The sequence below is a fragment of the Streptomyces sulphureus DSM 40104 genome, assembly GCF_000381025.1.
GTDB lineage: Bacteria > Actinomycetota > Actinomycetes > Streptomycetales > Streptomycetaceae > Streptomyces > Streptomyces sulphureus.
Genome location: NZ_KB905818.1, coordinates 191,904 through 211,718, shown reverse-complemented (window position 1 = coordinate 211,718; position 19,815 = coordinate 191,904). Strand labels below are relative to the sequence as shown.

The 19,815-nt window shown below is 72.6% G+C and carries 20 protein-coding genes and 1 pseudogene; 11 read left to right on the top strand and 10 right to left on the bottom strand.

The genetic code is table 11. The features are described 5' to 3' along the window. Nucleotides 1-217: 217 nt before the first annotated feature. Nucleotides 218-946 carry a transglycosylase SLT domain-containing protein gene (locus F603_RS0118150; RefSeq protein WP_019547403.1) on the top strand — a complete coding sequence of 243 codons (729 nt, stop codon included), beginning with the start codon at nucleotides 218-220 and terminating at the stop codon, nucleotides 944-946. Between the two features lie 986 nt (nucleotides 947-1,932). After that, nucleotides 1,933-2,682: a transglycosylase SLT domain-containing protein gene (locus tag F603_RS0118145; RefSeq protein WP_019547402.1), complete on the top strand. Its 750-nt coding sequence runs from the start codon at nucleotides 1,933-1,935 to the stop codon at nucleotides 2,680-2,682. 289 nt (nucleotides 2,683-2,971) lie between these two features. On the opposite strand, the gene F603_RS0118140 is transcribed toward F603_RS0118145, so the two are convergent. After that, nucleotides 2,972-4,210: an NADH:flavin oxidoreductase gene (locus F603_RS0118140; protein WP_019547401.1), complete on the bottom strand. Its 1,239-nt coding sequence runs from the start codon at nucleotides 4,208-4,210 to the stop codon at nucleotides 2,972-2,974. A gap of 221 nt (nucleotides 4,211-4,431) precedes the next feature. Between F603_RS0118140 and F603_RS0118135 the strand changes: the two genes are divergently transcribed. Both F603_RS0118135 and F603_RS35910 read left to right on the top strand, forming a co-directional pair. After that, on the top strand, nucleotides 4,432-4,680 hold the full coding sequence (locus F603_RS0118135) for an AMP-binding enzyme (RefSeq protein WP_019547400.1): 249 nt from the start codon (nucleotides 4,432-4,434) through the stop codon (nucleotides 4,678-4,680). A 27-nt stretch (nucleotides 4,681-4,707) separates the two neighbouring features. Beyond that, nucleotides 4,708-5,217, top strand: a pseudogene (locus tag F603_RS35910) (SDR family oxidoreductase); the annotation flags it as partial. Between the two features lie 207 nt (nucleotides 5,218-5,424). Here F603_RS35910 and F603_RS0118125 read toward each other — a convergent pair. Continuing rightward, nucleotides 5,425-6,189 (bottom strand): SDR family oxidoreductase, encoded by a 765-nt coding sequence (locus tag F603_RS0118125; RefSeq protein WP_019547398.1) that lies wholly within the window; start codon nucleotides 6,187-6,189, stop codon nucleotides 5,425-5,427. A 96-nt stretch (nucleotides 6,190-6,285) separates the two neighbouring features. Further along, nucleotides 6,286-6,909: a TetR/AcrR family transcriptional regulator gene (locus F603_RS0118120; protein ID WP_026328521.1), complete on the bottom strand. Its 624-nt coding sequence runs from the start codon at nucleotides 6,907-6,909 to the stop codon at nucleotides 6,286-6,288. Between the two features lie 194 nt (nucleotides 6,910-7,103). On the opposite strand from F603_RS0118120, the gene F603_RS0118115 reads away from it, so the two are divergent. Beyond that, nucleotides 7,104-8,666: an FAD-dependent oxidoreductase gene (locus F603_RS0118115; RefSeq protein WP_019547396.1), complete on the top strand. Its 1,563-nt coding sequence runs from the start codon at nucleotides 7,104-7,106 to the stop codon at nucleotides 8,664-8,666. A 27-nt stretch (nucleotides 8,667-8,693) separates the two neighbouring features. Here the strand turns inward: F603_RS0118115 and hsaA are convergent, their stop codons facing one another. After that, nucleotides 8,694-9,866, bottom strand: coding sequence for a 3-hydroxy-9,10-secoandrosta-1,3,5(10)-triene-9,17-dione monooxygenase oxygenase subunit (gene hsaA / locus F603_RS0118110; protein ID WP_026328519.1), 1,173 nt, complete (start codon nucleotides 9,864-9,866; stop codon nucleotides 8,694-8,696). 183 nt (nucleotides 9,867-10,049) lie between these two features. On the opposite strand from hsaA, the gene F603_RS0118105 reads away from it, so the two are divergent. From F603_RS0118105 to F603_RS0118085, 6 genes are all read left to right on the top strand, one after another. After that, on the top strand, nucleotides 10,050-11,240 hold the full coding sequence (locus F603_RS0118105) for a 3-ketosteroid-9-alpha-monooxygenase, oxygenase component (protein ID WP_019547394.1): 1,191 nt from the start codon (nucleotides 10,050-10,052) through the stop codon (nucleotides 11,238-11,240). After that, nucleotides 11,240-11,539: a hypothetical protein gene (locus tag F603_RS32355; RefSeq protein ID WP_019547393.1), complete on the top strand. Its 300-nt coding sequence runs from the start codon at nucleotides 11,240-11,242 to the stop codon at nucleotides 11,537-11,539. Before F603_RS0118105 ends, F603_RS32355 begins: the two co-directional genes overlap by 1 nt. Before the next feature lie 50 nt (nucleotides 11,540-11,589). After that, nucleotides 11,590-11,745, top strand: coding sequence for a hypothetical protein (locus F603_RS35905; RefSeq protein WP_245600827.1), 156 nt, complete (start codon nucleotides 11,590-11,592; stop codon nucleotides 11,743-11,745). 92 nt (nucleotides 11,746-11,837) lie between these two features. After that, nucleotides 11,838-12,317 (top strand): SDR family NAD(P)-dependent oxidoreductase, encoded by a 480-nt coding sequence (locus tag F603_RS32350; RefSeq protein WP_342665927.1) that lies wholly within the window; start codon nucleotides 11,838-11,840, stop codon nucleotides 12,315-12,317. Between the two features lie 88 nt (nucleotides 12,318-12,405). Then, entirely contained in the window at nucleotides 12,406-12,681 is a 276-nt protein-coding gene (locus F603_RS32345) for a hypothetical protein (RefSeq protein WP_019547392.1), read from the top strand. 121 nt (nucleotides 12,682-12,802) lie between these two features. Next, entirely contained in the window at nucleotides 12,803-13,246 is a 444-nt protein-coding gene (locus tag F603_RS0118085) for a VOC family protein (RefSeq protein ID WP_019547391.1), read from the top strand. Between the two features lie 30 nt (nucleotides 13,247-13,276). Here the strand turns inward: F603_RS0118085 and F603_RS0118080 are convergent, their stop codons facing one another. The 6 genes from F603_RS0118080 to F603_RS0118055 all read right to left on the bottom strand — a co-directional run bounded on the left by F603_RS0118080 (nucleotide 13,277) and on the right by F603_RS0118055 (nucleotide 19,793). Then, nucleotides 13,277-14,728 (bottom strand): FAD-dependent oxidoreductase, encoded by a 1,452-nt coding sequence (locus F603_RS0118080; RefSeq protein WP_019547390.1) that lies wholly within the window; start codon nucleotides 14,726-14,728, stop codon nucleotides 13,277-13,279. Nucleotides 14,729-14,807: 79 nt separating this feature from the next. Continuing rightward, nucleotides 14,808-15,725: a VOC family protein gene (locus tag F603_RS0118075; protein WP_019547389.1), complete on the bottom strand. Its 918-nt coding sequence runs from the start codon at nucleotides 15,723-15,725 to the stop codon at nucleotides 14,808-14,810. A 16-nt stretch (nucleotides 15,726-15,741) separates the two neighbouring features. After that, a complete protein-coding gene (locus F603_RS0118070) occupies nucleotides 15,742-16,920 on the bottom strand; it encodes an acyl-CoA dehydrogenase family protein (RefSeq protein ID WP_019547388.1) in 1,179 nt (392 codons plus the stop codon). A 64-nt stretch (nucleotides 16,921-16,984) separates the two neighbouring features. Then, entirely contained in the window at nucleotides 16,985-18,037 is a 1,053-nt protein-coding gene (gene dmpG, locus F603_RS0118065; RefSeq protein WP_019547387.1) for a 4-hydroxy-2-oxovalerate aldolase, read from the bottom strand. A 54-nt stretch (nucleotides 18,038-18,091) separates the two neighbouring features. Then, on the bottom strand, nucleotides 18,092-19,000 hold the full coding sequence (locus F603_RS0118060; RefSeq protein WP_019547386.1) for an acetaldehyde dehydrogenase (acetylating): 909 nt from the start codon (nucleotides 18,998-19,000) through the stop codon (nucleotides 18,092-18,094). A gap of 7 nt (nucleotides 19,001-19,007) precedes the next feature. Continuing rightward, a complete protein-coding gene (locus F603_RS0118055) occupies nucleotides 19,008-19,793 on the bottom strand; it encodes a 2-keto-4-pentenoate hydratase (RefSeq protein WP_019547385.1) in 786 nt (261 codons plus the stop codon). Between the last annotated feature and the right edge of the window lie 22 nt (nucleotides 19,794-19,815).

The window sequence follows — 19,815 nt, the reverse complement described above, 5'->3', positions numbered from 1 at the left end:
GCCAGCTCACGTTCGAAGCTGCTTCGTAGGAAGTACCGGTGTCCGGCTCCGCAGGGGGCGCCCGTGCGCACAGGCGCTCGACCGGCCCTTGTAAGCCGCTTCGTAGGTCACATCTTTGCGCCTGGGCCGAGCCTGCTCTAACAATTGCGGACATTGCACGCCATAGCGGACGAACCTCCGCGAGGCACGCACGCAACCGGAAAGGGCACTCACCCTCATGCTCAACGCCACCTTCCTGAACCGCCCCTCGAAGCTCCGCACCTACTCCGTCGCCGGTGTGACAGCCGCCGGTGCCGCAGCGGCGCTCGTGATGGCGGGCACGCCGGCCGCGGCTTCGGACGCGCCGAGCGACCAGGGGGCGCAGAAGACCGCCACCGCGCAGCCGGCCAAGACCGCCGACGTCAAGGACGGCAAGGTCCTCGACGTCCCCGGGCAGCGCGGCCACGAGGGCGACCTGACCAACGCCAAGGCCCAGGGCAGCATCCTCGACAAGGACGCGCAGGCCGGCGAGAACAAGAAGGCCAAGAGCGGCGACGAGAAGAGCGGCAAGGCCGAGAAGGCCGACGACCGCGCCAAGAGCGACGCCGCCTCGCGCTCCGCCGAGCGGAGCGAGCCGAAGAAGTACAGCAACAACCTCGACGGCTGGATCAAGGAAGCCCGCGATGTCATGAAGAAGAACGACATCCCCGGCTCCTACGACGGCATCAAGCGGAACGTCATGCGCGAGTCCGCGGGTGACCCCAACGCCGTCAACAACTGGGACGTCAACGCCCAGAAGGGCACCCCTTCCAAGGGTCTGCTCCAGGTGATCCAGCCCACCTTTGACGCCTACCACGTCAAGGGCACGGAGAAGGACCTGACCGACCCGGTCGCCAACATCGCCGCGGCGAGTAACTACGCCGCCGACAAGTACGGCTCCATGGACAACGTCGACTCCGCGTACTAAGGGAGCCGGGACCCACAGGGCCCGACCCCTCGCAGCGGGCCGGGAGCAGGGCGCACAGCCCCGCTCCCGGCCCGCTTTCGTATGTCGGGGTGGCGGGAGCTGCTCGCGGACGGCCCCCGCGTCGGCTGCGGTGCTTAGGGTCGAGCACCTGGGAGCGCGGGGCAGCGCGCCCGTCCGTCGTGGTGCTTCGCACCGCGCGCCCGGTGTTCGTCCTGGTCGCCGGGCGGCCAGCGTTCGGTCGGGTCCGATGTGCGTCCCGTACCCAACCCTTGCCGCCCCGCTCCACGCGAGCTGAGCGGGGCGCTCATCGTGTGGCGAGCGACGGGCGGCCGTCGGCTCATAGGCGGAGGGCACCTTCCCGGGTGCGCCGCTGCTGCGATGCCACGCCTTGGGCCGTGGGGCGTGGGTGTTCGTTCACCCTGCGTAAGCCGAGGATTCGCCGGCGTGGTCGTTCGCGCGGCGCCGCGGTTCGGCACCGGTCCGATGCGCCCGGAGGCGTCGTTTCTGCCCCGCCCAGCGACGCCCCCATGCGGCAAGAACGGCTGAGGGCGCCGCACGATCCCTGGGATGACTGCGGCTGCCGTAGGGGCTGCCGGCCAGGTTTCCGCTCCTGTGACACGCGCGTATACGCCCAAGCCTCGGCGGAGGGGATGCATCGGCATCCAGCGGCTCGCGCCGGTCCCCTCGCTCAACTCCCGTTCGCCGGCAGTCGGTTACGTACCGTCGCGGCCGGACCGATGCGGGGTGCGCTCGCTCATAGGGCCCACGTCACTCCCGAAGGACCGTAGTCGCGGCGGCGTCGCGCCGGCCCTTGTGCGCGACGGGCCCCGCGGGCGCAAGCGCCTTCGGCGAGCGTGCGGCAACGAAGCAGCGTCGTAGGTCACATCTTTGCCCCGGGGCTCAGCCTGCTTTAACAATTGCGGACATTGCTCGCCGATGTGGACAAGATCCTCATCGGACCCGCAAACGAAAGGGCACCCACCCGCATGCTCAACGCCACCACCTTCCTGAACCGTCCCTCCAAGCTCCGCACCTACTCCGCCGCCGGTGTGGTCACCGCAGGCACCACCGCGGCTCTCGTGATGGCGGCGGCGCCTGCCGCCTCGGCACAGGGCGCGCCGAGCGACCAGGGGCCGAAGAAGGTCGTGTCGCAGCAGGACGGCAGCGTCGCCAAGGTCGCAGACGTGGACAGCGACAAGGCCCTGGCCATACCCGGCCAGCGCGCCCACGGCGGTGACCTGGCCAACGCCGACGCGCAGGGCAGCCTCCTCACCTCCGCCGGCCAGGCCGACAGCACGAAGACCGACGACAAGGACGCCAAGGGCAAGGACGCCAGGGCCGCGCAGAAGGCAGACGACCGCGCCGAGGGCGACGCCGCCTCGCGCTCCGCCGAGCGGGGCCAGCCGAAGAAGTACAGCAACAACCTCGACGGCTGGATCAAGGAAGCCCGCGACGTCATGAAGAAGAACGACATCCCGGGCTCCTACGACGGCATCAAGCGGAACGTCATCCGCGAGTCCGCCGGTGACCCGAAGGCGATCAACGACTGGGACGTCAACGCGAAGAAGGGTGTCCCGTCGAAGGGTCTCCTCCAGGTGATCCAGCCCACCTTCGACGCCTACCACGTGAAGGGGACCGAGAAGGACCTCTACGACCCGGTCGCCAACATCGTCGCCGCCTGCAACTACGCGGCTGACAAGTACGGCTCGATGGACAACGTCGACTCCGCGTACTGATGGCGCGGGCATAGGGGCCCGCCCCCTCGAAGCGGGCCGGGAGCAGGGCGCACAGCCCCGCTCCCGGCCCGCTTTCGTGTGCCGGGAAACGTCATGGGCGACGGATGCCCGAGGCAACGTCCTGGTGCACGAACTGACCACGCAACGTGGCCCGCACCCCGGGGTCGTGCCCTGCGGACCGTCCGCCTCCCCGGAGGCCCGATGCCCGCTTGCTCGGCGACCGCCCTCGCCGAGCCGCGCGAGCAGCAGTCCTGCGAGGGTGTCGGTGGCCACATGCTCCTCCCGCGGTTCAGACGGTGGAGCGCCCCTGGCGCCACGCCTCGCCCCGCGGCCCGACCGGATCGACGAGGACGCAGTGGGTGCCCGTGTAGTTGGTCGGCATGCACTTGTTGCAGTGGATGCAGAGGGAGCGGACGCGCTCGTCCTCGGCGATCCGGTGGACGAGGTCGGGCTCCCGCAGCAACGCCCGCCCCATGGCGACGAACTCGAACCCCTCCGCCATCGCCGTGTCCATCACCTCCTTCGAGGTGACGCCGCCGAGGAGGATCATCGGCAGCTTGACGGCGGCGCGGATCTGCCGCGCGTCGTCGAGGAGGTAGGCGTCCTTGTAGGGGTAGGCGCGGAGGATGCGCTTGCCGAGGAGCTTCACGCCGAGCTTGATCGGCTGGGGCATGACGGCCGCGAAGTCGTCGAGCGGTGCGTCGCCCTTGAAGAGGTACATCGGGTTGTCGAGGGAGCTGCCCGACGTCATCTCCAGCGCGTCGACCGAACCGTCCTCCTCGAGCCACTCGGCCACCCGGATCGCCTCGTCGAGCCAGAAGCCGCCGGGGACGCCGTCGTCCATGTTGAGCTTGGCGATGATCGCGATGCGGTCGCCCACCGCGTCCCGCACCGCGCGCGCCGTCTCCCTGGCGAGTCGGGCGCGGTTCTCCAGGCTGCCGCCGTAGGCGTCGTCGCGGCGGTTGAGCTTGGGGCTGAGGAAGGAGCTGGCGAGATAGTTGTGGCCGAGGTGCACCTCGACGGCGTCGAAGCCGACCTCGACGGCCATCCTCGCCGCGTCTCCGTGCGCGCGGACGACCCGCCGGATGTCCGAGAGCGTCGCGGCCTTGGTGAGGCTCAACGTCGTCTTGTGGAAGATCCGCCCGGGGCCGAGGCTCGGCGCCTTGTTGCCCTTCGGATCGGCGACGGGGCCCGCGTGGCCCAACTGTGCGGAGATCGCGGCGCCTTCGGCGTGCACCGCGTCGGTGAGCTTGCGCAGACCCGCGGCGGCCTCGGGGCGCCAGAGGATCTGGTGGCGGTCGGTGCGGCCGTCCGGGGCGACGGCGCAGTAGGCGACCGTGGTCATGCCGACGCCGCCGGCCGCGGGACGGCGGTGGAAGTCGATGAGCTCCTCGGTGACGAGTCCGTGGCGGCTTAGCCCCTCGTAGGTCGCCGCCTTGATGGTGCGGTTGCGCAGTTCGAGGGGGCCGAGGCGGGCGGGTGCCAACGGGTCGGGCGCTGCGGCGGGTTGCGTGGGGCGCGGGTTCACGAGGGCCTCCTCGGTGGGGCGTGGTCGTCACCACGGCGACGCGTCGGCCGTCGCAGGGTGCGTGGTGCGGACGCTAGCGACGGGCAGGACCGGGCGGCTTCGACCGTCCCGCTCACCGGGAGACGGCACAGGCTGCCGCAACACGGCGTGAGACGTTCCCTCCCCGCGGACCGCCGAGAGGGGACCGCCATGCGCACAGGGAGCACGTCTGTCCGGACGAGGTGGAGTACTGCCTGGAGGAGCACCCGGGTGTCGCCGAATGCGCGGTGCTCGGCTCGCCGCACGAGGGCCAGGAGGTGGCCGCCGTCGTGGTGGTCAGGGCCGAACACGAGCCGAAGCAGGCCGAGTTGCACGCCTTCGCCCGCGAGCGCCTCGCCTGCTTCAAGGTGCCGAGCAAGTGGCGCCTCACCCGGGAGCGGCTGCCGCGCAACGCGACGGGCAAGGTGCTGCGACGCGCACCGGACTGCTGAGGGCGGGGCGGCGGAAGCCTCCCGAGCATGCCCGCGAGGCCGGAGGCGCCCGAGCACTTGAACGCCCTTGCCGCGTACCGAGTCGCGACCCGGTCGTCGGCGAGCGCAGCAGGCTTCGGCGCGCTGGCCGAGCCCTCGTTCAGCGACAAGGCCGAGGACGCCAGGTCCACGAGGCAGGCGCTCCTTCCGCAACGCCGTCGGCACGGTGAGCACGTGGTCGGGCGCACCGTCGACGGCTGCGTCGTCAACACCCCGTCCGAGGCGCTCCTCTTCGGCTCGGCAGGGCAGCCCGACTACGCGGCGGCGAAGGCCGGCATCACGGCGCTGACCCTCGCCACCTCGCAGGGCCTCGCGCGCTACGGAGTGCGGGCCAACGCCATCCGCCCACGGGCGCGCACCGCCATGACCGAAGCGACCTTCGGTGCCGACCCCTCGGACGGCGGGACCGACGTCGTGGCGCCCGAACGCGTCGCCGAGTGCGTCCGCTACCTCGCCTCGCCCGCCGCGGCCGGAATCTCGGGCCGGGTCTTCGTCGTCCACGGCGGGATGGTCGCGCTCCTCGCCCCGCCCAGCGTCGAGGAGCAGTTCACCGCGGACGAGAACGCCTTCAGCGCCGAGGAGTGCGCAGCGAAAGTGACGCCGTACTTCGCCGGACGCGACCCGCGGCGCACCTTCGCCGCTCACGCGCTGGCGGTGCTCGACACGACGGGGTCTCGGCCCGATCGGGCGGCCCGCGCCGACCGCTCAGCGCAGCCCCTCCCCGCGCAGGGCCACCTCCGCGCCCCCGTCGACGAAGAGCAACTGGCCCGTCACGTGCGTGTTCTCCGGGCTCGTGAGCCAGGCGAGGGCCGCGGCCACCGTCTCGGGCCCGGCGTAGCCGTTGAGCGGCATCGGGACCGCCTCGTCCATGGCCGCTTTCCTCGCCGGGTCGGAGAAGAGGCCGTCCGTCATCGGTGTGCGGACGACCCCGGGACCGACCGCGTTGAGCGGGATGCCCGCGTCCGCCCATCCGGGGGCGAGGCAGGTGCGCCGCACCCAGCGGGCGAGCGCGGCCTTGGAGGACGGGTAGATCTCGTACGGCGCCGCCTCGGCCGCGCAGGCGACGGCGCGCTCCTCGTCGCCGTCGAGGCATGCCGCCACGGTCGCCTCGTCGAGCGCGGAGGTCGCGGTGATCGAGGCGACGAGCGCGGCCCGCGGGTCCGTGCCGCGTGCGAGGAGCGGCCGGAGCCCGGCCAACAGGGCGGTGGTGCCGAAGTAGTTGACCGCGACGGTGGCGGGCTCCTGGGCCGCGATCCCGGCGCAGGCGACGACGGAGTCGACGCCGTCGGGGAGCGCGGCGGCGAGCGACTCCACCGCGTCCCGGCGTCCGGCAGGGGTGCCGAGGTCCGCGCGGACCTCGGCGTCACGCAGGTCGACGCCGATCACCTGCTCGCCCCTGGCCCGCAGCAGGTCGGCGGTGGCCCGCCCGATCCCGGAGGCCGAACCGGTCACGATCGTACGGCGTGCCATCGCGAAGCTCCTGACATGTGGGGGCCGACTCCCCGCAGACGATAGGCGGTTGGCCCAGCCTGCACGTGGTGTCGTCCCGCTCGCCGGGACGCCGCCTCAACCCGCCTGCGGCGTCTGCGTGTTGGAGAGCCCCGCCAGGAGCAGCCGGCAGGCGAGGCGGAGATCGGCCTCGGCGTCCGGCATGGAGACGCGGCCGTTTAGCCCCGACTGGAGGACGCCGTACCAGAGTTGGAGGAGCAGCCGGATGAGTGTGACGTCGTGCGCCGTCGGCTGCTCCAGACCGATCGCGTCGAGGAGGAGCTGCCGGAAGCCGCGGTCGATCCGGCCGACGTCCGTGACGGTCGCCGCGTTCGCCGCGTTCGACGAAGTGAGCATCGCCATCGCGAGGTTGGGTCGCCGCAGCAGCGCCCTGCTCGACTCCTGGAGTACCGTGAACGCGGCTTCGTGGGGCGGCACGCCTTTCGGCTGGCCGACGCGCCTGCCCATGCGCTCGACCTGGTCCGCCATGACGCCGACGAAGAGGTGCGTCTTGGACGGGAAGTAGCGGTAGAGAGTCCCGATGGCGACGCCGGCTCCCTTGGCCACCTCGTGCATCTGCACGCGCTCCAGGCCGAGTTCGGAGCCCAGCCGGGCGGCGACCCGGAGTATCCGCAGGTACCTGGCGCGCTGCTCGGCAGAGCTGGGTTCGGCTGCCGCACGGCCCGAGGCGACTCTGGGCAACGGAATCCTCACTCCCTCGGTTCGGCTCACCTCGACCATACCCGCCCGTAGCTTCCGCAGGATCAGAGGCGGGAAGCCACGTCAATCCCCGCGTCGCACGTCCGCTGAGTGGGACTGCGCTCGCCGCAGCGCCGAGCCCTGCGGTTTCGTCGTCGGCACCCGGAGACGGGCGGCGGACCGGACGAGGAGGCGCGGTGGGAACGACGGTTGAAGGCGGGCGGCAGGGGCTGCGCGAGTGCGACGTACTGGTGGTCGGGTCCGGCGCGGGCGCGCTCACCGGCGCCTACACCGCCGCCTCCGCCGGCCTCGACGTGCTGGTGGTCGAGCGTACGCCGCTGCTCGGCGGCACCTCGGCGTACTCGGGTGCCGCCTGCTGGCTCCCCGGGAGCGAGGTGCAGCGCAGGTCGGACGCCGGCGACTCCACCGAGTCAGCGCGCAGCTATCTCCACGCGCTCCTCGGCGACTTCGAGCAGGAGCGCAGGGAGGCGTTCCTCCGCCATGCGCCCGAGGTCGTCGCGACGCTGGAGGCGAACGAGCACGTCGCGTTCGCCTGGCGAGCGTTCCCCGACTACTTCGAGGCCCCCGGCAGCCTTCCTCTCGGCCGCTCGGTCATGCCGGCGGACCTGCCCCTCGCCGAGCTCGGCGCAGACGCCGCCCTCGTCCGCCCCGCCGTCGACAGGGACCGCGGCGCACGCGGGCACGACGGGATGCTCGACGGCGGCAGGGCGCTCATCGGACGCCTGCTCCTCGCGGTGCGCAGCACCGGCCGCGCGGAGGTGCGCACCCGCACCGCGATGACCGAACTCACCGCCGAGGAGGGCCGGGTGACAGGCGCCGTCGTCACGGCGGAGGACGGCACCCGGAGCACGGTGCGGGCCCGCCGCGGGGTGCTCCTGGCGGCCGGCGGTTTCGAGCGGAACGCGCAGCGGCGCACCGCCGAGGGCGTCCCCGGCGGCCCGGCGACGTCGATGGCACCCGCGGGCAGCAACGACGGCGGTCCGATGGACGCGGCGACCGCGCTCGGCGCCGCCACCGGACTGCTCGACGAGGCGTGGTGGTGCCCCGTCTCGCCCCAACCCGACGGTGCCCCCTCCTTCGTCCTCGGTCTCCGCGGCGGCTTTCTGATCGACGCCGAGGGTCGCCGCTTCGCCAACGAGTCGCTCCCCTACGACCGCATGGGGCGCGAACTCGCCGCGGACGCCGCCCTCCGCGACCCCGCCCACCTCGTCTTCGACTCGCGCGAGGGCGGACGGATGCCGCTCATCGCCGTCCCCGACATCGACCCGGAGGCGAGCCTGGCAGCCGGCACCTGGCACCGCGCCGACACGCTGGAGGAACTCGCCCGCAGCATCGGCGTGCCCGAGGCGCGACTCCGGGCCACCGCCGAGGAGTTCAACGCGGCGGCGGCAACGGGCGAGGACGCGTCCTTCGGGCGCGGCACGTCGGCGTACGACAGGTTCTTCGCCGACCCGGCCGCGGCCGAGGAGCACCCGAACCCGTGCCTCGTCCCGCTCACCGAGCCGCCCTACTACGCGGCCCCCGTCCGCCTCGGCGACCTCGGCACCAAGGGCGGCCTCCGCACCGACGCCGCGGCCCGCGTGCTGCGCACCGACGGCACCGTGCTCCCCGGGCTCTACGCGGCGGGCAACACGGCCGCCTCGCTCAGCGGGCGGTGCTACCCGGGGCCGGGGATACCGCTCGGGACGGCCATGACGTTCGGCTACCTCGCCGCGCGCGGGATGGCGTCGGGCGCCTGACGCCAACCGCCGTGCATGCGGGTCGCGTTACACCAGGTTGTCCTCGACGGAGAGGCCGAAGGCGCCCTGCCCGTACATCGCCAGCGCACGCTCCGGGTCGTTGGCGACGTGGACGCTGCCCGCGTGCGCGTCGCGCCAGGCGCGCTCGATCGGGTGGCCGCGGTGCAGGGACATCCCGCCGGCCGTGCGGAAGAGCTCGTCGACGGCGTACGTGGCGCGTTCGGTGGCGCGGACCTGGTCCCGCCGCGTACGCAGGCGCAGTTCGAGCGGGATCTCCCGGCCCGACGCCGCGCACTCCCCCAACTCCCGCAGGTTGCGCTCGATTTGGAGGACACCGGCATCGAACTCGCTCGCGGCCCTCGCCAACGAGACCTGCGCGTACGGGTCCTCGGCGAACCGGTCGCCGCCGAGGCTGAGCCGGGTGCGCTCGCGCATCGTCTCGACGTACCGCTCCCAGCAGCCGGAGACGATGCCGAGCAGCGGGGAGGCGATGGCGTGGGTGAAGACCGCGGCGAACGGCAGGCGGTACAGCGGTCCGGTGTTCACCTGCTGTCCCGGGCCGCAGAGTTGGGCCTGGCGGTAGTTGCTCAGCACGCGGTGCGCGGGCACCACGGCCTCGTCCACGACCAGGTCGTTGCTGGCCGTGCCCCGCAGCCCGACGACGTCCCAGACATCGACGATGCGGATCTCGGAGCGCGGCACCAGCACGGTGAGGAAGTCGACGGGATGCCCCTCCGAGCCGACGACGAGGGCGCCGAGCAACGCCCAACTCGCGTGCGCGCAGCCGGAGGAGAACCGCCAGCGCCCGGAGAGACGGTAACCGCCCCCGCCGTCGGGCGTGAGACGGCCGGTCGGCGCGTACGCGGAGCAGACGAGCGTATCGGCGTCCTCGCCCCAGACCTCGGCCTGCGCACGGTCGTCGAAGAGGCCCAACTGCCAGGGGTGGACGCCGAGTACGGAGACCACCCATCCCGTCGAGCCGCAGACGGCGGAGAGTTCGCGGACGAGCCGGAAGAACTCGACGGGGTCGCCCTCCTCCCCTCCGTAACGCCGCGGTTGCAGCGTCCTGAAGACGCCCGCCGCCGCGAGGTCCCGCACGGTTTCCGAGGCGACGGCCCGCCCGTCGTCCGTCTCCTGCGCCCGCTCGCCGATCGCCGGCAGCAGGTCGCGCACCGCCTTCCGCACGCTCTCACCCGTCACCACGAACCGCCTTTCGCGCGCCTGCGCCGGTGCACGCACGTCTCGGCTGCGCCGCCCGGCCGGGATGCACGCTAGGCGCGTTCGGACGCGGCCCCGCGCTCCGTCCCGGCCAGCGGGACTCGCCGGTGTCCGCGGGCGTGCGCCGCCCTAGCTTGAGGTCATTCACCGAAGGGAGGGACGACTGTGAGCAGCGCTGTCAGCACCACCCAGTCCCCGGACGAGGTACGCACCATCGACACCGGTGCGGTACCCACGAGGTTCGCGCGCGGCTGGCACTGCCTGGGCGTGTCCGAGTCGTTCAAGGACGGCGGGCCGCACTCGGTCCAGGCGTTCGGCCAGAAGCTGGTCGTCTTCGCCGACAGCAACGGCGCACTGCACGTACTCGACGCCTACTGCCGGCACATGGGCGGCGACCTGTCGCAGGGCACCGTCAAGGGCGACGCGGTCGCCTGCCCGTTCCACGACTGGCGGTGGGGCGGCAACGGCCGCTGCGCCGGCATCCCGTACGGGCGCCGCGTCCCGCCGCGCGCCCGCACCCGCTCGTGGCCCACGCTCGACCAGGACGGGCTCTTCTTCGTCTGGAACGACCCGGAGGGCAACCCGCCCCTGGAGGAGCAGGCGATCCCGCGGATCGAGGGCGGGCTGAGCGACGAGTGGAGCGACTGGGTCTGGTACTCGGTCGAGGTCGACACCAACTGCCGCGAAGTCGTCGACAACGTGGTGGACATGGCGCACTTCTTCTACGTGCACCACGCGTTCCCGACGAAGTTCCGGAACGTCTTCGAGGGCCACGTCGCGACGCAGTACATGGAGGGCCTCTCGCGTGAGGACGTCGCAAAGCCTGCGCTGGAGGGCGAGCCGACGATGCTCGGGAACACCTCTCTCGCCTCGTACTTCGGCCCCTCGTTCATGATCGACGAGCTGGTCTACCAGTTCGACACCGGAGACATCGAGTCGATCCTCATCAACTGCCACTACCCGGTGACGGCGAACAAGTTCGTCCTGATGTACGGGATCATCGTCAAGAAGCCCGCGGGGCTCCCCGACGAGACCGCGCTCCACCAGGCCCGCGGCATGGGCGACTTCATCAAGCTGGGCTTCGAGCAGGACATCGAGATCTGGAAGTCGAAGACCCGGATCGACAACCCGCTCCTCTGCGAGGAGGACGGCCCTGTGTACCAACTCCGGCGCTGGTACGAGCAGTTCTACGTGGACGTCGCCGACGTACGCGCGGAGATGACCGACCGGTTCGAGTTCGAGCTCGACACGAGCAGGCCCGTCGAGGCGTGGCGCAGGGAGATGGAGGAGAACCTCGCACGCCGCGCCGAGGCCGGCGCCGAGCAGGCGGGCGCTGCCGCGGGCGCCGCCGGCTGATGCGGCCGCCGAGCGACGGCGGGCGGCAGCCGGCTTGGGAGCGCGAGGAGCGCCGCAGCCTGGTGCCGCTCGCGTGCCGGGCCTGCGGGAGCCACGTGCAGGTGCAGAAGTTCAGTTGGCAGCACACGAGCGTGCAGTGGACCTCCGAAGTCCGCGCCGGCTGCCCCGAGTTGCGCGACGAGGCGCAAGCCGTCGGGGTCTGCGGTGCGCTGCGCGACACCGTGGAGCAGGCCGCGCTCGACGGCGTCGTGCCCGTCTTCGACCCCGCAGCGGATCGCACCACCCGGGAGGCACGGTGATCGACGCGGAACGGTAGCCCTTGGGCCGTGGTGGCGGGCGGCTCCGAGGGGTGGACGCGGCATTCGCGCGGCAGCTCGCGGAGGCCGGCGTCAACCTCGTGCTCCTCGCACGCCGCGAGGAGCCGCTGCGGGAGGCGGCCGCCGAGGCGGGGAAGCACGGCGTGGAGGTGCGGACGCTCGCCCTCTTCGACCCGCGACCCCGGTAGCCGTCGCCCGCGAGACGGCGGGGCTCGACGTCGGCCTGCCCGTCTTCAACGCGGGCGCCAACACGCACGGCGGGGAGTTCGTCGAGTCCCGGATGGCGTCGATGCAGCAGGTCCTCAACCTGCACATCACCGCCCAACTCGCCCTGCCGCACCACTTCGGCGCGCGGCTGAAGGCGCGCGGACGGGGCGGACTGCTGCTCAGCGGCTCGCTCGCGGGGTTCCTCGGGCACGAGGAGGTCAGCATCTACTCCGCGGCGAAGGCGTTCGGCCGGATCTTCGCCGAGGGGCTGTGGCTGGAGTTCGCCCCGCACGGCGTCGACGTGTTGGAGCTGATCCTCGGCGTCACGCGGACCCCCGCGATGGAGCGCGCGGGGCTCCACCTCGACCTGCCGGGGCTCGACGTCGCCGAGCCCGAGGACGTCGCCGGGGAGGGCCTGGAGCGGCTGCCGTACGGACCCGTCCACGTGGCCGGCGGCAACCAGCAGGCGGCCGAGGCGCAGTCTGGCTTCCCGCGGGAGCGGATCGTGCGGAGAGCGGCCGAGGCGTCGAGGGATCTGCTGCCCGACCGGTGAGCAGTCCGTGCGGCCCAACGGCGGTGGTGAGTCGACGAGTTCGGCCGGCCACCGCCGCGCCGTCCGCGGGACGCCACCGTGGCGCCCCGTGGGTGCTGCGGCCCTCACCGTCATCCTCGTCTCCACCGGCTACGCGGGGTCGGACCTCTACAACCTGAGACTCGCCCGGCGTCAGGAGCGCCTGGCGCGCGTCAACCGCCAACTCGCCGCGCTCCACGGCGCGTTCCTCGCCCTCACCGAGGCCGACAGCCGGCTCTTCGCCGCCTCCACCGAGCGGCACCCGCGCGCCGACGGCCGCTCGCCTCGGCGATGCGCGCGCGAGCGCTTCGACGCGCTCAAGCGCGGGCGGACCCGCCTCCTCTGACGGCGCCGGCGGCCCTGACCTGCGCCCGCACCCGGAGTGCGCACCGGCGCAGCCGCGCTTACGGTGAGACGCACGCCGTCCGGGCGCGCCCGGACGGACGTCGCCGAGCCGGAGGTGAGCCGTGGAGCACGACCAGTGGCCCGTGCCGAGCGAGGGCATCGTCCTCACCCACTTCCTCACCGTGCGCGACGTCCCGACCTCGCGGAAGTTCTACACCGAGGTCCTCGGCGGGGAGATCGTCCTGGAGGAGAACCCCTGCATCGTCGCCGTCGCCAACGGTTGGCTCATCATGAACCCCGGCGGCGGCCCGACCCCCGACAAGCCGGGCGTGACGCTGCGGCCTCCGCAACCCGGCGACCCGGTCTCCTCGTTCCTCAACGTGCGCGTCGCGGACGTCGCCGCCTTCTACGAGCACGCGCGCGGCAAGGGAGCCGAGTTCCTCACCGAGCCGCTCGACCGCAAGGCGGAGATCCGCTGCTACCTGCGCGACCCCGACGGCTACCTCGTCGAGGTGGGCCAGGCCACCGGCATGCTCCAGGGCCGCTTCGCCGACAAGCAGCAGTAATCCCCGAACTCCCCGTCCAGCGGCCGCCGTTCACCCCCGCGCGGCTGCCGCCTTCCCCGCGCGGCGCCCGAAGAAGGTGCCGTCGCCGAGCGAGGTGCCGGAGATGTAACCCTCGCCGTGCATCCCCGAGGCGGCGCGTCCGGCCGCGTAGAGGCCGGGGATCGGGTGCCCGTCGAGGTCGAGGACCTCGCTCTGCGTGCTGGTGTGGAGGCCGCCGAGGGTGAACCCGGACGCCCCCGTGCCCGCCTCGCTCCCGCCGTCCGAACCGAACCCGACGCGGCTGTCGATCGCCGCGTACGGCGGGCGGAGCGGACGCAGCCACTTCGGGTCCTTGTGGAAGTACGGGTCCTCTCCCCGCTCCGCGTGCGCGTTGTACGCGGCGACCGTGGACTGGAGGCTGCCGTCCGGCATACCCGTCCCGGCCTCCAGCTCGGCGAGGGTGGCGGCGACGAACTGCGGCCTGATGCCCCAGCGTTCGCGCTCCTCGAGGGACTCGTACCCCTCCTCGTCGACGATCGTCCACGCCGGCCCCGGCTGGTCGTAGACGGCCGCGACGCTGACGAGCCCGGGGTAGGTGTCCTCGTTGACGAACCGCTGACCGAGCGCGTTGACGAGCATCCCCCGCGCGATGAGCCCCGGCACCACGGAGAGCGCGGTCTCCACGCACGACATGCGGCGCGTCGCCGCGCCCAGGCGCATCGCCATCCGGATGCCGCTGCCGTCGTCGAGCCCGTCGCTCACCTTTCCGTGCGCCCGCAGTTGCGGGGCGTGGTGCTCCAGCATCTCGTCGTTGTCGGCGAATCCGCCCGTCGTGACGACGACGGCCCGCCGTGCCCGGTAGACGAGGTCCTCGCCGTACCGCCGTGCGGTGACGCCGCGGACCCGTCCCTCGGTGTCGGTGAGGAGCCCGGTGGCGCGTGTGTCGTTGTGGGTGACGGCGCCCGCCTCCGCGGCGGCTGCCGAGAGCTTCTCCATCAGCAGCCAGCCGCCGAACGAGGAGGTGCCGGGGCGGTGCCCGCGCGGCGCCGGCTTCGCCAACTCGTTGTAGGGCCAACTGTTCTCGCCGAGCCACATCAGTCCGTCCTCGGTGAGCGGCATCCACGTCGGCGCCGACCAGAGCGAGTGGTGGAAGCCGACGCCTCGGTCGACGAGCCACTCGTAGTGCTCCAGGCTCCCGTCGCAGTAGTCGCGGATCTTCGCCTCGTCCGCGTGCGGTCCGAGCGCCGCCGTGAGGAACGCCTCCATCTCGGCCGGACTGTCGTCGAAGCCGCACGCGCGCTGCACCTCGGTGCCGCCGCCGAGATAGATCTCCCCGCCGGAGAGCGCCGAGGAACCGCCGGGTCCGCCGGCCCGCTCCAGCACCAGCACCTCGGCGCCGGCCGCCGCCGCTTCGTACGCCGCCGCTGCCCCGGCGCAGCCGAAGCCGAGCACGAGGACGTCCGCCTCGTGGTCGGGCTGCGCGGCCCGCTGCTTGCGGTCCATCTCGTCTCCTTGCTGGTGGGTTGGCGGGGAACGGGAGCGGGCCGGCCCCGGTGGTTCCGGAACCGGCCCGCGGACGTGGTCAGTCGGTCGGGGTGAGGGCGGCGAGCGGCTCGGAGCCCGACCAGTCGTGGCCCCAGTAGCTGTCCGCTGTGATCTCCTCGGCCGTGTACGTCGTCTCGTCGACGAGCATCCCCTCCGTGCCGTACTCGATGTCCCAACCGCCGGGCGCGCGCACGTAGAAGGAGACCATCTTGTCGTTGGTGTGCCGGCCGAGCGTCGAGGAGATCGAGAAGCCGAGCTTCTGCACCCGGTCGAGCGCGATGCCGACCGCGTCGAGCGAGTCGACCTCCACCATGAGGTGGACGAGTCCCGGCACGTCGGTGGGCGGCGCCGGGCAGACGGCGAGGCTGTGGTGGCGCTGGTTGACGCCCATGAACCTGATCCGCGGCACCGGCTCGTCCTCCGGCGGCCCCACCTTCATCGCACCGCGCGGCAGGAAGCCGAGGACCTCGGTGTAGAAGGCGACGGTCGCGTCGGCGTGCGCCGTCGGCAGCACGACGTGGCCCAAGCCGAGACCGTCGGTGAGGAAGCGCTGCCCGAAGCCGGTCACGAGCGGCGAGTGGTCGAGCACGGGTCCGTGGAAGACCTCCACCTGCACGCCCGCCGGGTCGTGGAAGGCGACGCCCGCCTCCACGTCCCGCTGCCGGGCCTCGGTCGGCGTCAGCTCCTTCACCGCGGTGCCGGCGTCCTCCACCTGCCGGCGCACTGCGTCGAGGGCGGCGCCGTCGCGCACCTCCCAACCGACGGAGAGCACCTTGTCGACGTCGCCCGGGAGCAGCGCGAGGCGCGCCCTGCGCTCGTCGATGCGCAGGTAGAGCGCCCCCTCCTCGGGTCCGGAGCCGGGCGCCATGCCCAGCCCGTCGATGGCGAGTTCGCGCCACCTGTCGTGGTGGGCCGTCTGCACCCTGAGGTAGCCCAGTCCCCTGATGTGGGTCATTTCTCTACTCCTCGCTTCAGATCATCATGCGCATCGGGCCGGCCGGCGGGTCGACGCCGAGCTGGCTGAGGGCGGCTCCCTGGAAGACGCCGCCAGGCGTGTGGATCGCGTGCACAAGGCCGTTGTTGGCGTCGCGCCAGAAGCGCTGCATGGGGTTGTCCATGCGCAGCCCGTTGCCGCCGGAGCGGGCGAAGATCTCGTTGAAGGCGCGGACCGCGCGCCAGGCGGCCTGCACCTGCGTGCGGCGGCCCGCCGCGCGTTCGGCGAAGGTCGCCTTGCGGCCGGAGGCGGCGAGGTCGTACATGCGGCAGGCGTTGTCGAGGAGCGCCGCCCTGGACGCGGCGATCTCGGCGGCGGCCTCGCTGAGCGCGTACATCGCGTGCGGGTCGTTCTTCACCTCGTCGCCGATGACGGTGACGCGCTTCGACTGGTAGGCGGCGTGGAGCGCGAGCCCGCCCTCGCAGATGCCGATCACCGAAGCGGTGATGCCGAGCGGGAACGCGGCCGAGAACGGCATGTGGTACGTCGGGTTGGTGACCCCCGCCTCGCGCGCGGCCTCGCCCGACTCGACCTTGGAGACCGGCAGCGTCCGGTACTCGGGCACGAACGCGTCCCGGACGACGACGTCCTTGCTGCCGGTCCCGCGGAGCCCGACCACGTCCCAACTGCCGTCGACGATCTCGTAGTCGGAGCGCGGGAGGATCAGGTGGAGCGACTCGCCCGTCGGGTTGCCTTCCGCGTCGCCGAGCAGACCGCCGAGGAAGATCCAGCGGCAGTGGTCGGTACCGGAGGAGAACTGCCAGCGGCCGTTGAAGACGTACCCGCCGTCCACCGGCCGCGCCACACCCATCGGCGCATAGGGGGACGCCACCCAGGTGTCCTGGTCCTCCCCCCATATCTCGTCGCGCACCTTCGCATCGGCGAAAGCGAGCTCCCACGGGTGGACGCCGACCACGCCGGCGACCCAGCCCGTCGCCCCGTCGAGCGCGGCGATCCGCATCACGGTGTCGGCGAACTCCCGGGGGTGCACCTCGAGCCCGCCGTGCGACTTCGGCTGGAGCATCCGGATCGCCTGCGCGCTGCGCAGGGCGCTCGCCGTCTCCTCGGTGAGCTTGCCGGCGCGCTCGTTGAGCGGGCCCTGCTCGCGGAAGGTCTCGGCTGCCGCTTCGATCCTGTCGAGAACGGTATCGGCCATAGTGCGACGTCTCCTCGTCTGCGGCGTTCGCGGGAGCCGGTGCGGCGGCCCGCTCGCCGCTCGTTCACCGGTCTTGTGCGCGTTGCCCGTCGCCCGCCGCCTCTGCTGCGAGTCCGACGGCGATCTCGATGAGCTGGTCCTCCTGGCCGCCGACGAGCCGTCGGCGGCCCGCCTCGACGAGGATGTCGGCGCCGGCGACCCCGTAGCGGCGGGCCTGCCGGTCGGCGTGGGTGAGGAAGGAGGAGTAGACGCCCGCGTAGCCCATCGTCAGCGAGAGCCGGTCGAGTTGGCACTCGCGGTCCATGACGGGGCGTACGACGTCCTCGGCGGCGTCGATGATCTTCGCGGTGTCGATCCCGGTGCGGAGGCCGAGCCGTTCGGCGACGGCGGCGAACGCCTCCACCGGGGTGTTCCCCGCACCGGCGCCGAACCGCCGGGTCGAGCCGTCGATCTGGACAGCTCCGGCGCGCGCCGCGAGCACCGAGTTGGCGACGCCGAGCCCGAGGTTCTCGTGCCCGTGGAAGCCGACCTGCGCGTCCGTCCCCAACTCGGCGACGAGCGCCGCCACTCGCGCCGAGGTGTCCTCCAGCACCAGCGCGCCCGCCGAGTCGACGACGTAGACGCACTGGCACCCGGCGTCCGCCATGATCCGTGCCTGCTTGGCGAGCGCCTCGGGCGGCGAACTGTGCGCCATCATCAGGAACCCGACGGTCTCCAGGCCGAGTTCGCGCGCAAGGCCGAAGTGCTGGACGGAGATGTCGGCCTCGGTGCAGTGGGTGGCTATCCGGCAGACGGCGGCGCCGTTCCCCGCGGCCTCCCTGATGTCGTCCTGGACGCCGAGCCCGGGGAGCATCAGGAAGGCGATCCTCGCGTGCCGCGCGGTCTCCACGGCCGTCCGGACGAGCTCCTGTTCGGGGGTGTGGCTGAAGCCGTAGTTGAAGGACGAGCCGCCGAGGCCGTCGCCGTGCGCGACCTCGATCACCGGCACCCCCGCCCCGTCGAGTGCGGCGACGACGGAGCGGACGTGCTCGGCGGTGAACTGGTGCTGCTTGGCGTGCGATCCGTCCCGCAGCGAGGAGTCAGTGACCCGGACGTCCAGGTCGGCGCTGTAGGGCATGGCAGGGGTCTCCCTGGTCGGAGTGGCTGGGTGGGGTGTCGACGGGCTGCGCCGTCAGCCGCCGTTGCGGCGGGCGAAGCCCTCTCCCACCCGGGTCGCGGCGGCCGTCATGATGTCGAGGTTTCCTGAGTAGGGAGGGAGGAAGTCGCCCGCGCCCTCCACCTCGAGGAAGACGGCGACGCGTGCGAGGCCGCCGCTCACCGTCGTCGGGTCGTCGAACTGCGGCTCGGCGCGCAGCCGGTAGCCGGGGACGTACGCGGCGACCTCCGCGACGGTGCGGTGGACCGAGTCGGCGACGGCGGCGCGGTCGGCGTCGGCGGGGATCGCGCAGAAGACGGTGTCCTGCATGAGCATCGGCGGCTCCGCAGGGTTGAGGATGATGATCGCCTTGCCGCGCTCCGCGCCGCCGATCGTCTCGATGCCGCGGCTCGTGGCGTGCGTGAACTCGTCGATGTTGGCGCGCGTTCCGGGACCCGCCGAGGGCGAGGCGACGCTCGCGACGATCTCCGCGTACGCGACGGGGACCACGCGCGAGACGGCGTGCACGATCGGGATCGTCGCCTGCCCGCCGCACGTGATCAACGAGACGTTCGGCGTCTCCAGATGCTCGCCGAGGTTCACCGCGGGCACCACGGCGGGGCCGAGCGCGGCCGGGGTCAAGTCGACGGTCTGGATGCCGAGTTCGGCGTAGCGAGGAGCGTTGGCCCGGTGGACGGCCGCCGAGGTCGCCTCGAAGACGAGGTCGGGGCGGTCCTCCCGGTCGAGGAGCCGGTCGACGCCCTCGGCGCTCGCGTCGAGCCCCTCGCCCGCGGCGCGCTTGAGCCCCGGGCTCTCCGGGTCGACGCCGACCATCCACTTCGGCTCGATCGCTTCCGAGCGCAGGAGCTTGTACATCAGGTCGGTCCCGATGTTCCCGGGGCCGACGATGGCCGCGGTCGCCTGTGCCGGTGCTGCCTTGGTCATTCTCGCCTCACCTGAATCGGACGGAAACGGAGCCGAGCCCGTCGAACTCGGCGCGGACGTCGTCGCCTGGCCGCACGTCCCAGGCGCGGGTGCAGGAGCCGGGGAGCACGAGGTGCCCGGCCTCCAGCCGGACGCCGAAGCCGGCGACCTTCCGGGCGAGCCAGGCGACCGCCGTCGTCGGATCGCCCAGCACCGCACTGGTGTTGCCGCGCGCCACCTCCTCGCCGCCGCGGTGGAGCACCGCGTCGACGTCCGCGACATCGAGCGCCGAGAGCGGGGCGCGGGCCTCGCCCAGGACGACGCCGGCGGAGGAGGCGTTGTCGGCGACGGTGTCGGCGAGGCCGATCCGCCAGTCCTCGATCCGGCTGTCGATCAGCTCGATCGCGGGGACGACGTACGCGGTCGCCGCGCGCACGTCGTCCTCGGTGCAGCCCTCGCCCGGCAGCGCGGCTCCGAGGACGAAGCCGACCTCCACCTCGACGCGCGGCTGGAGGTAGCGGGAGGTGTCCACGGGCTCGCCGGCGTCGAGCACCATGTCGCTCAGCAGGTGGCCGTAGTCGGGCTCGTCGACGCCCATCATCTGCTGCATCGCGGCCGAGGAGAGCCCGACCTTGTGCCCGTGGACGCGTGCGCCCTGCGCCGTTCGGCGGCGGATGTTGGCGAGTTGGATCTCGTACGCGTCGACGACGTCGATACCGGGGTGGCTCTCGCGCAGCGGCTCGACGGGGGTCCGCTCCCGTTCGGCTGTCCACAGCGCCTCCGCGGCTGCGGTGCGCTGGGCGGGGTCCAGCATGGGGTCTCCGTGGGTCGTGGGT

Bases quoted from the DNA above. Each gene is read 5' to 3' on its own strand.
- F603_RS0118070 (WP_019547388.1), bottom strand. From the start codon at position 16,920: ATGGCCGATACCGTTCTCGACAGGATCGAAGCGGCAGCCGAGACCTTC.
- F603_RS0118060 (WP_019547386.1), bottom strand. From the start codon at position 19,000: ATGACCAAGGCAGCACCGGCACAGGCGACCGCGGCCATCGTCGGCCCC.
- F603_RS0118080 (WP_019547390.1), bottom strand. From the start codon at position 14,728: ATGGACCGCAAGCAGCGGGCCGCGCAGCCCGACCACGAGGCGGACGTC.
- F603_RS0118125 (WP_019547398.1), bottom strand. From the start codon at position 6,189: ATGGCACGCCGTACGATCGTGACCGGTTCGGCCTCCGGGATCGGGCGG.
- F603_RS0118075 (WP_019547389.1), bottom strand. From the start codon at position 15,725: ATGACCCACATCAGGGGACTGGGCTACCTCAGGGTGCAGACGGCCCAC.
- F603_RS0118145 (WP_019547402.1), top strand. From the start codon at position 1,933: ATGCTCAACGCCACCACCTTCCTGAACCGTCCCTCCAAGCTCCGCACC.
- F603_RS0118055 (WP_019547385.1), bottom strand. From the start codon at position 19,793: ATGCTGGACCCCGCCCAGCGCACCGCAGCCGCGGAGGCGCTGTGGACA.
- F603_RS32355 (WP_019547393.1), top strand. From the start codon at position 11,240: ATGCGGCCGCCGAGCGACGGCGGGCGGCAGCCGGCTTGGGAGCGCGAG.
- F603_RS32350 (WP_342665927.1), top strand. From the start codon at position 11,838: ATGGCGTCGATGCAGCAGGTCCTCAACCTGCACATCACCGCCCAACTC.
- dmpG (WP_019547387.1), bottom strand. From the start codon at position 18,037: ATGCCCTACAGCGCCGACCTGGACGTCCGGGTCACTGACTCCTCGCTG.
- F603_RS0118150 (WP_019547403.1), top strand. From the start codon at position 218: ATGCTCAACGCCACCTTCCTGAACCGCCCCTCGAAGCTCCGCACCTAC.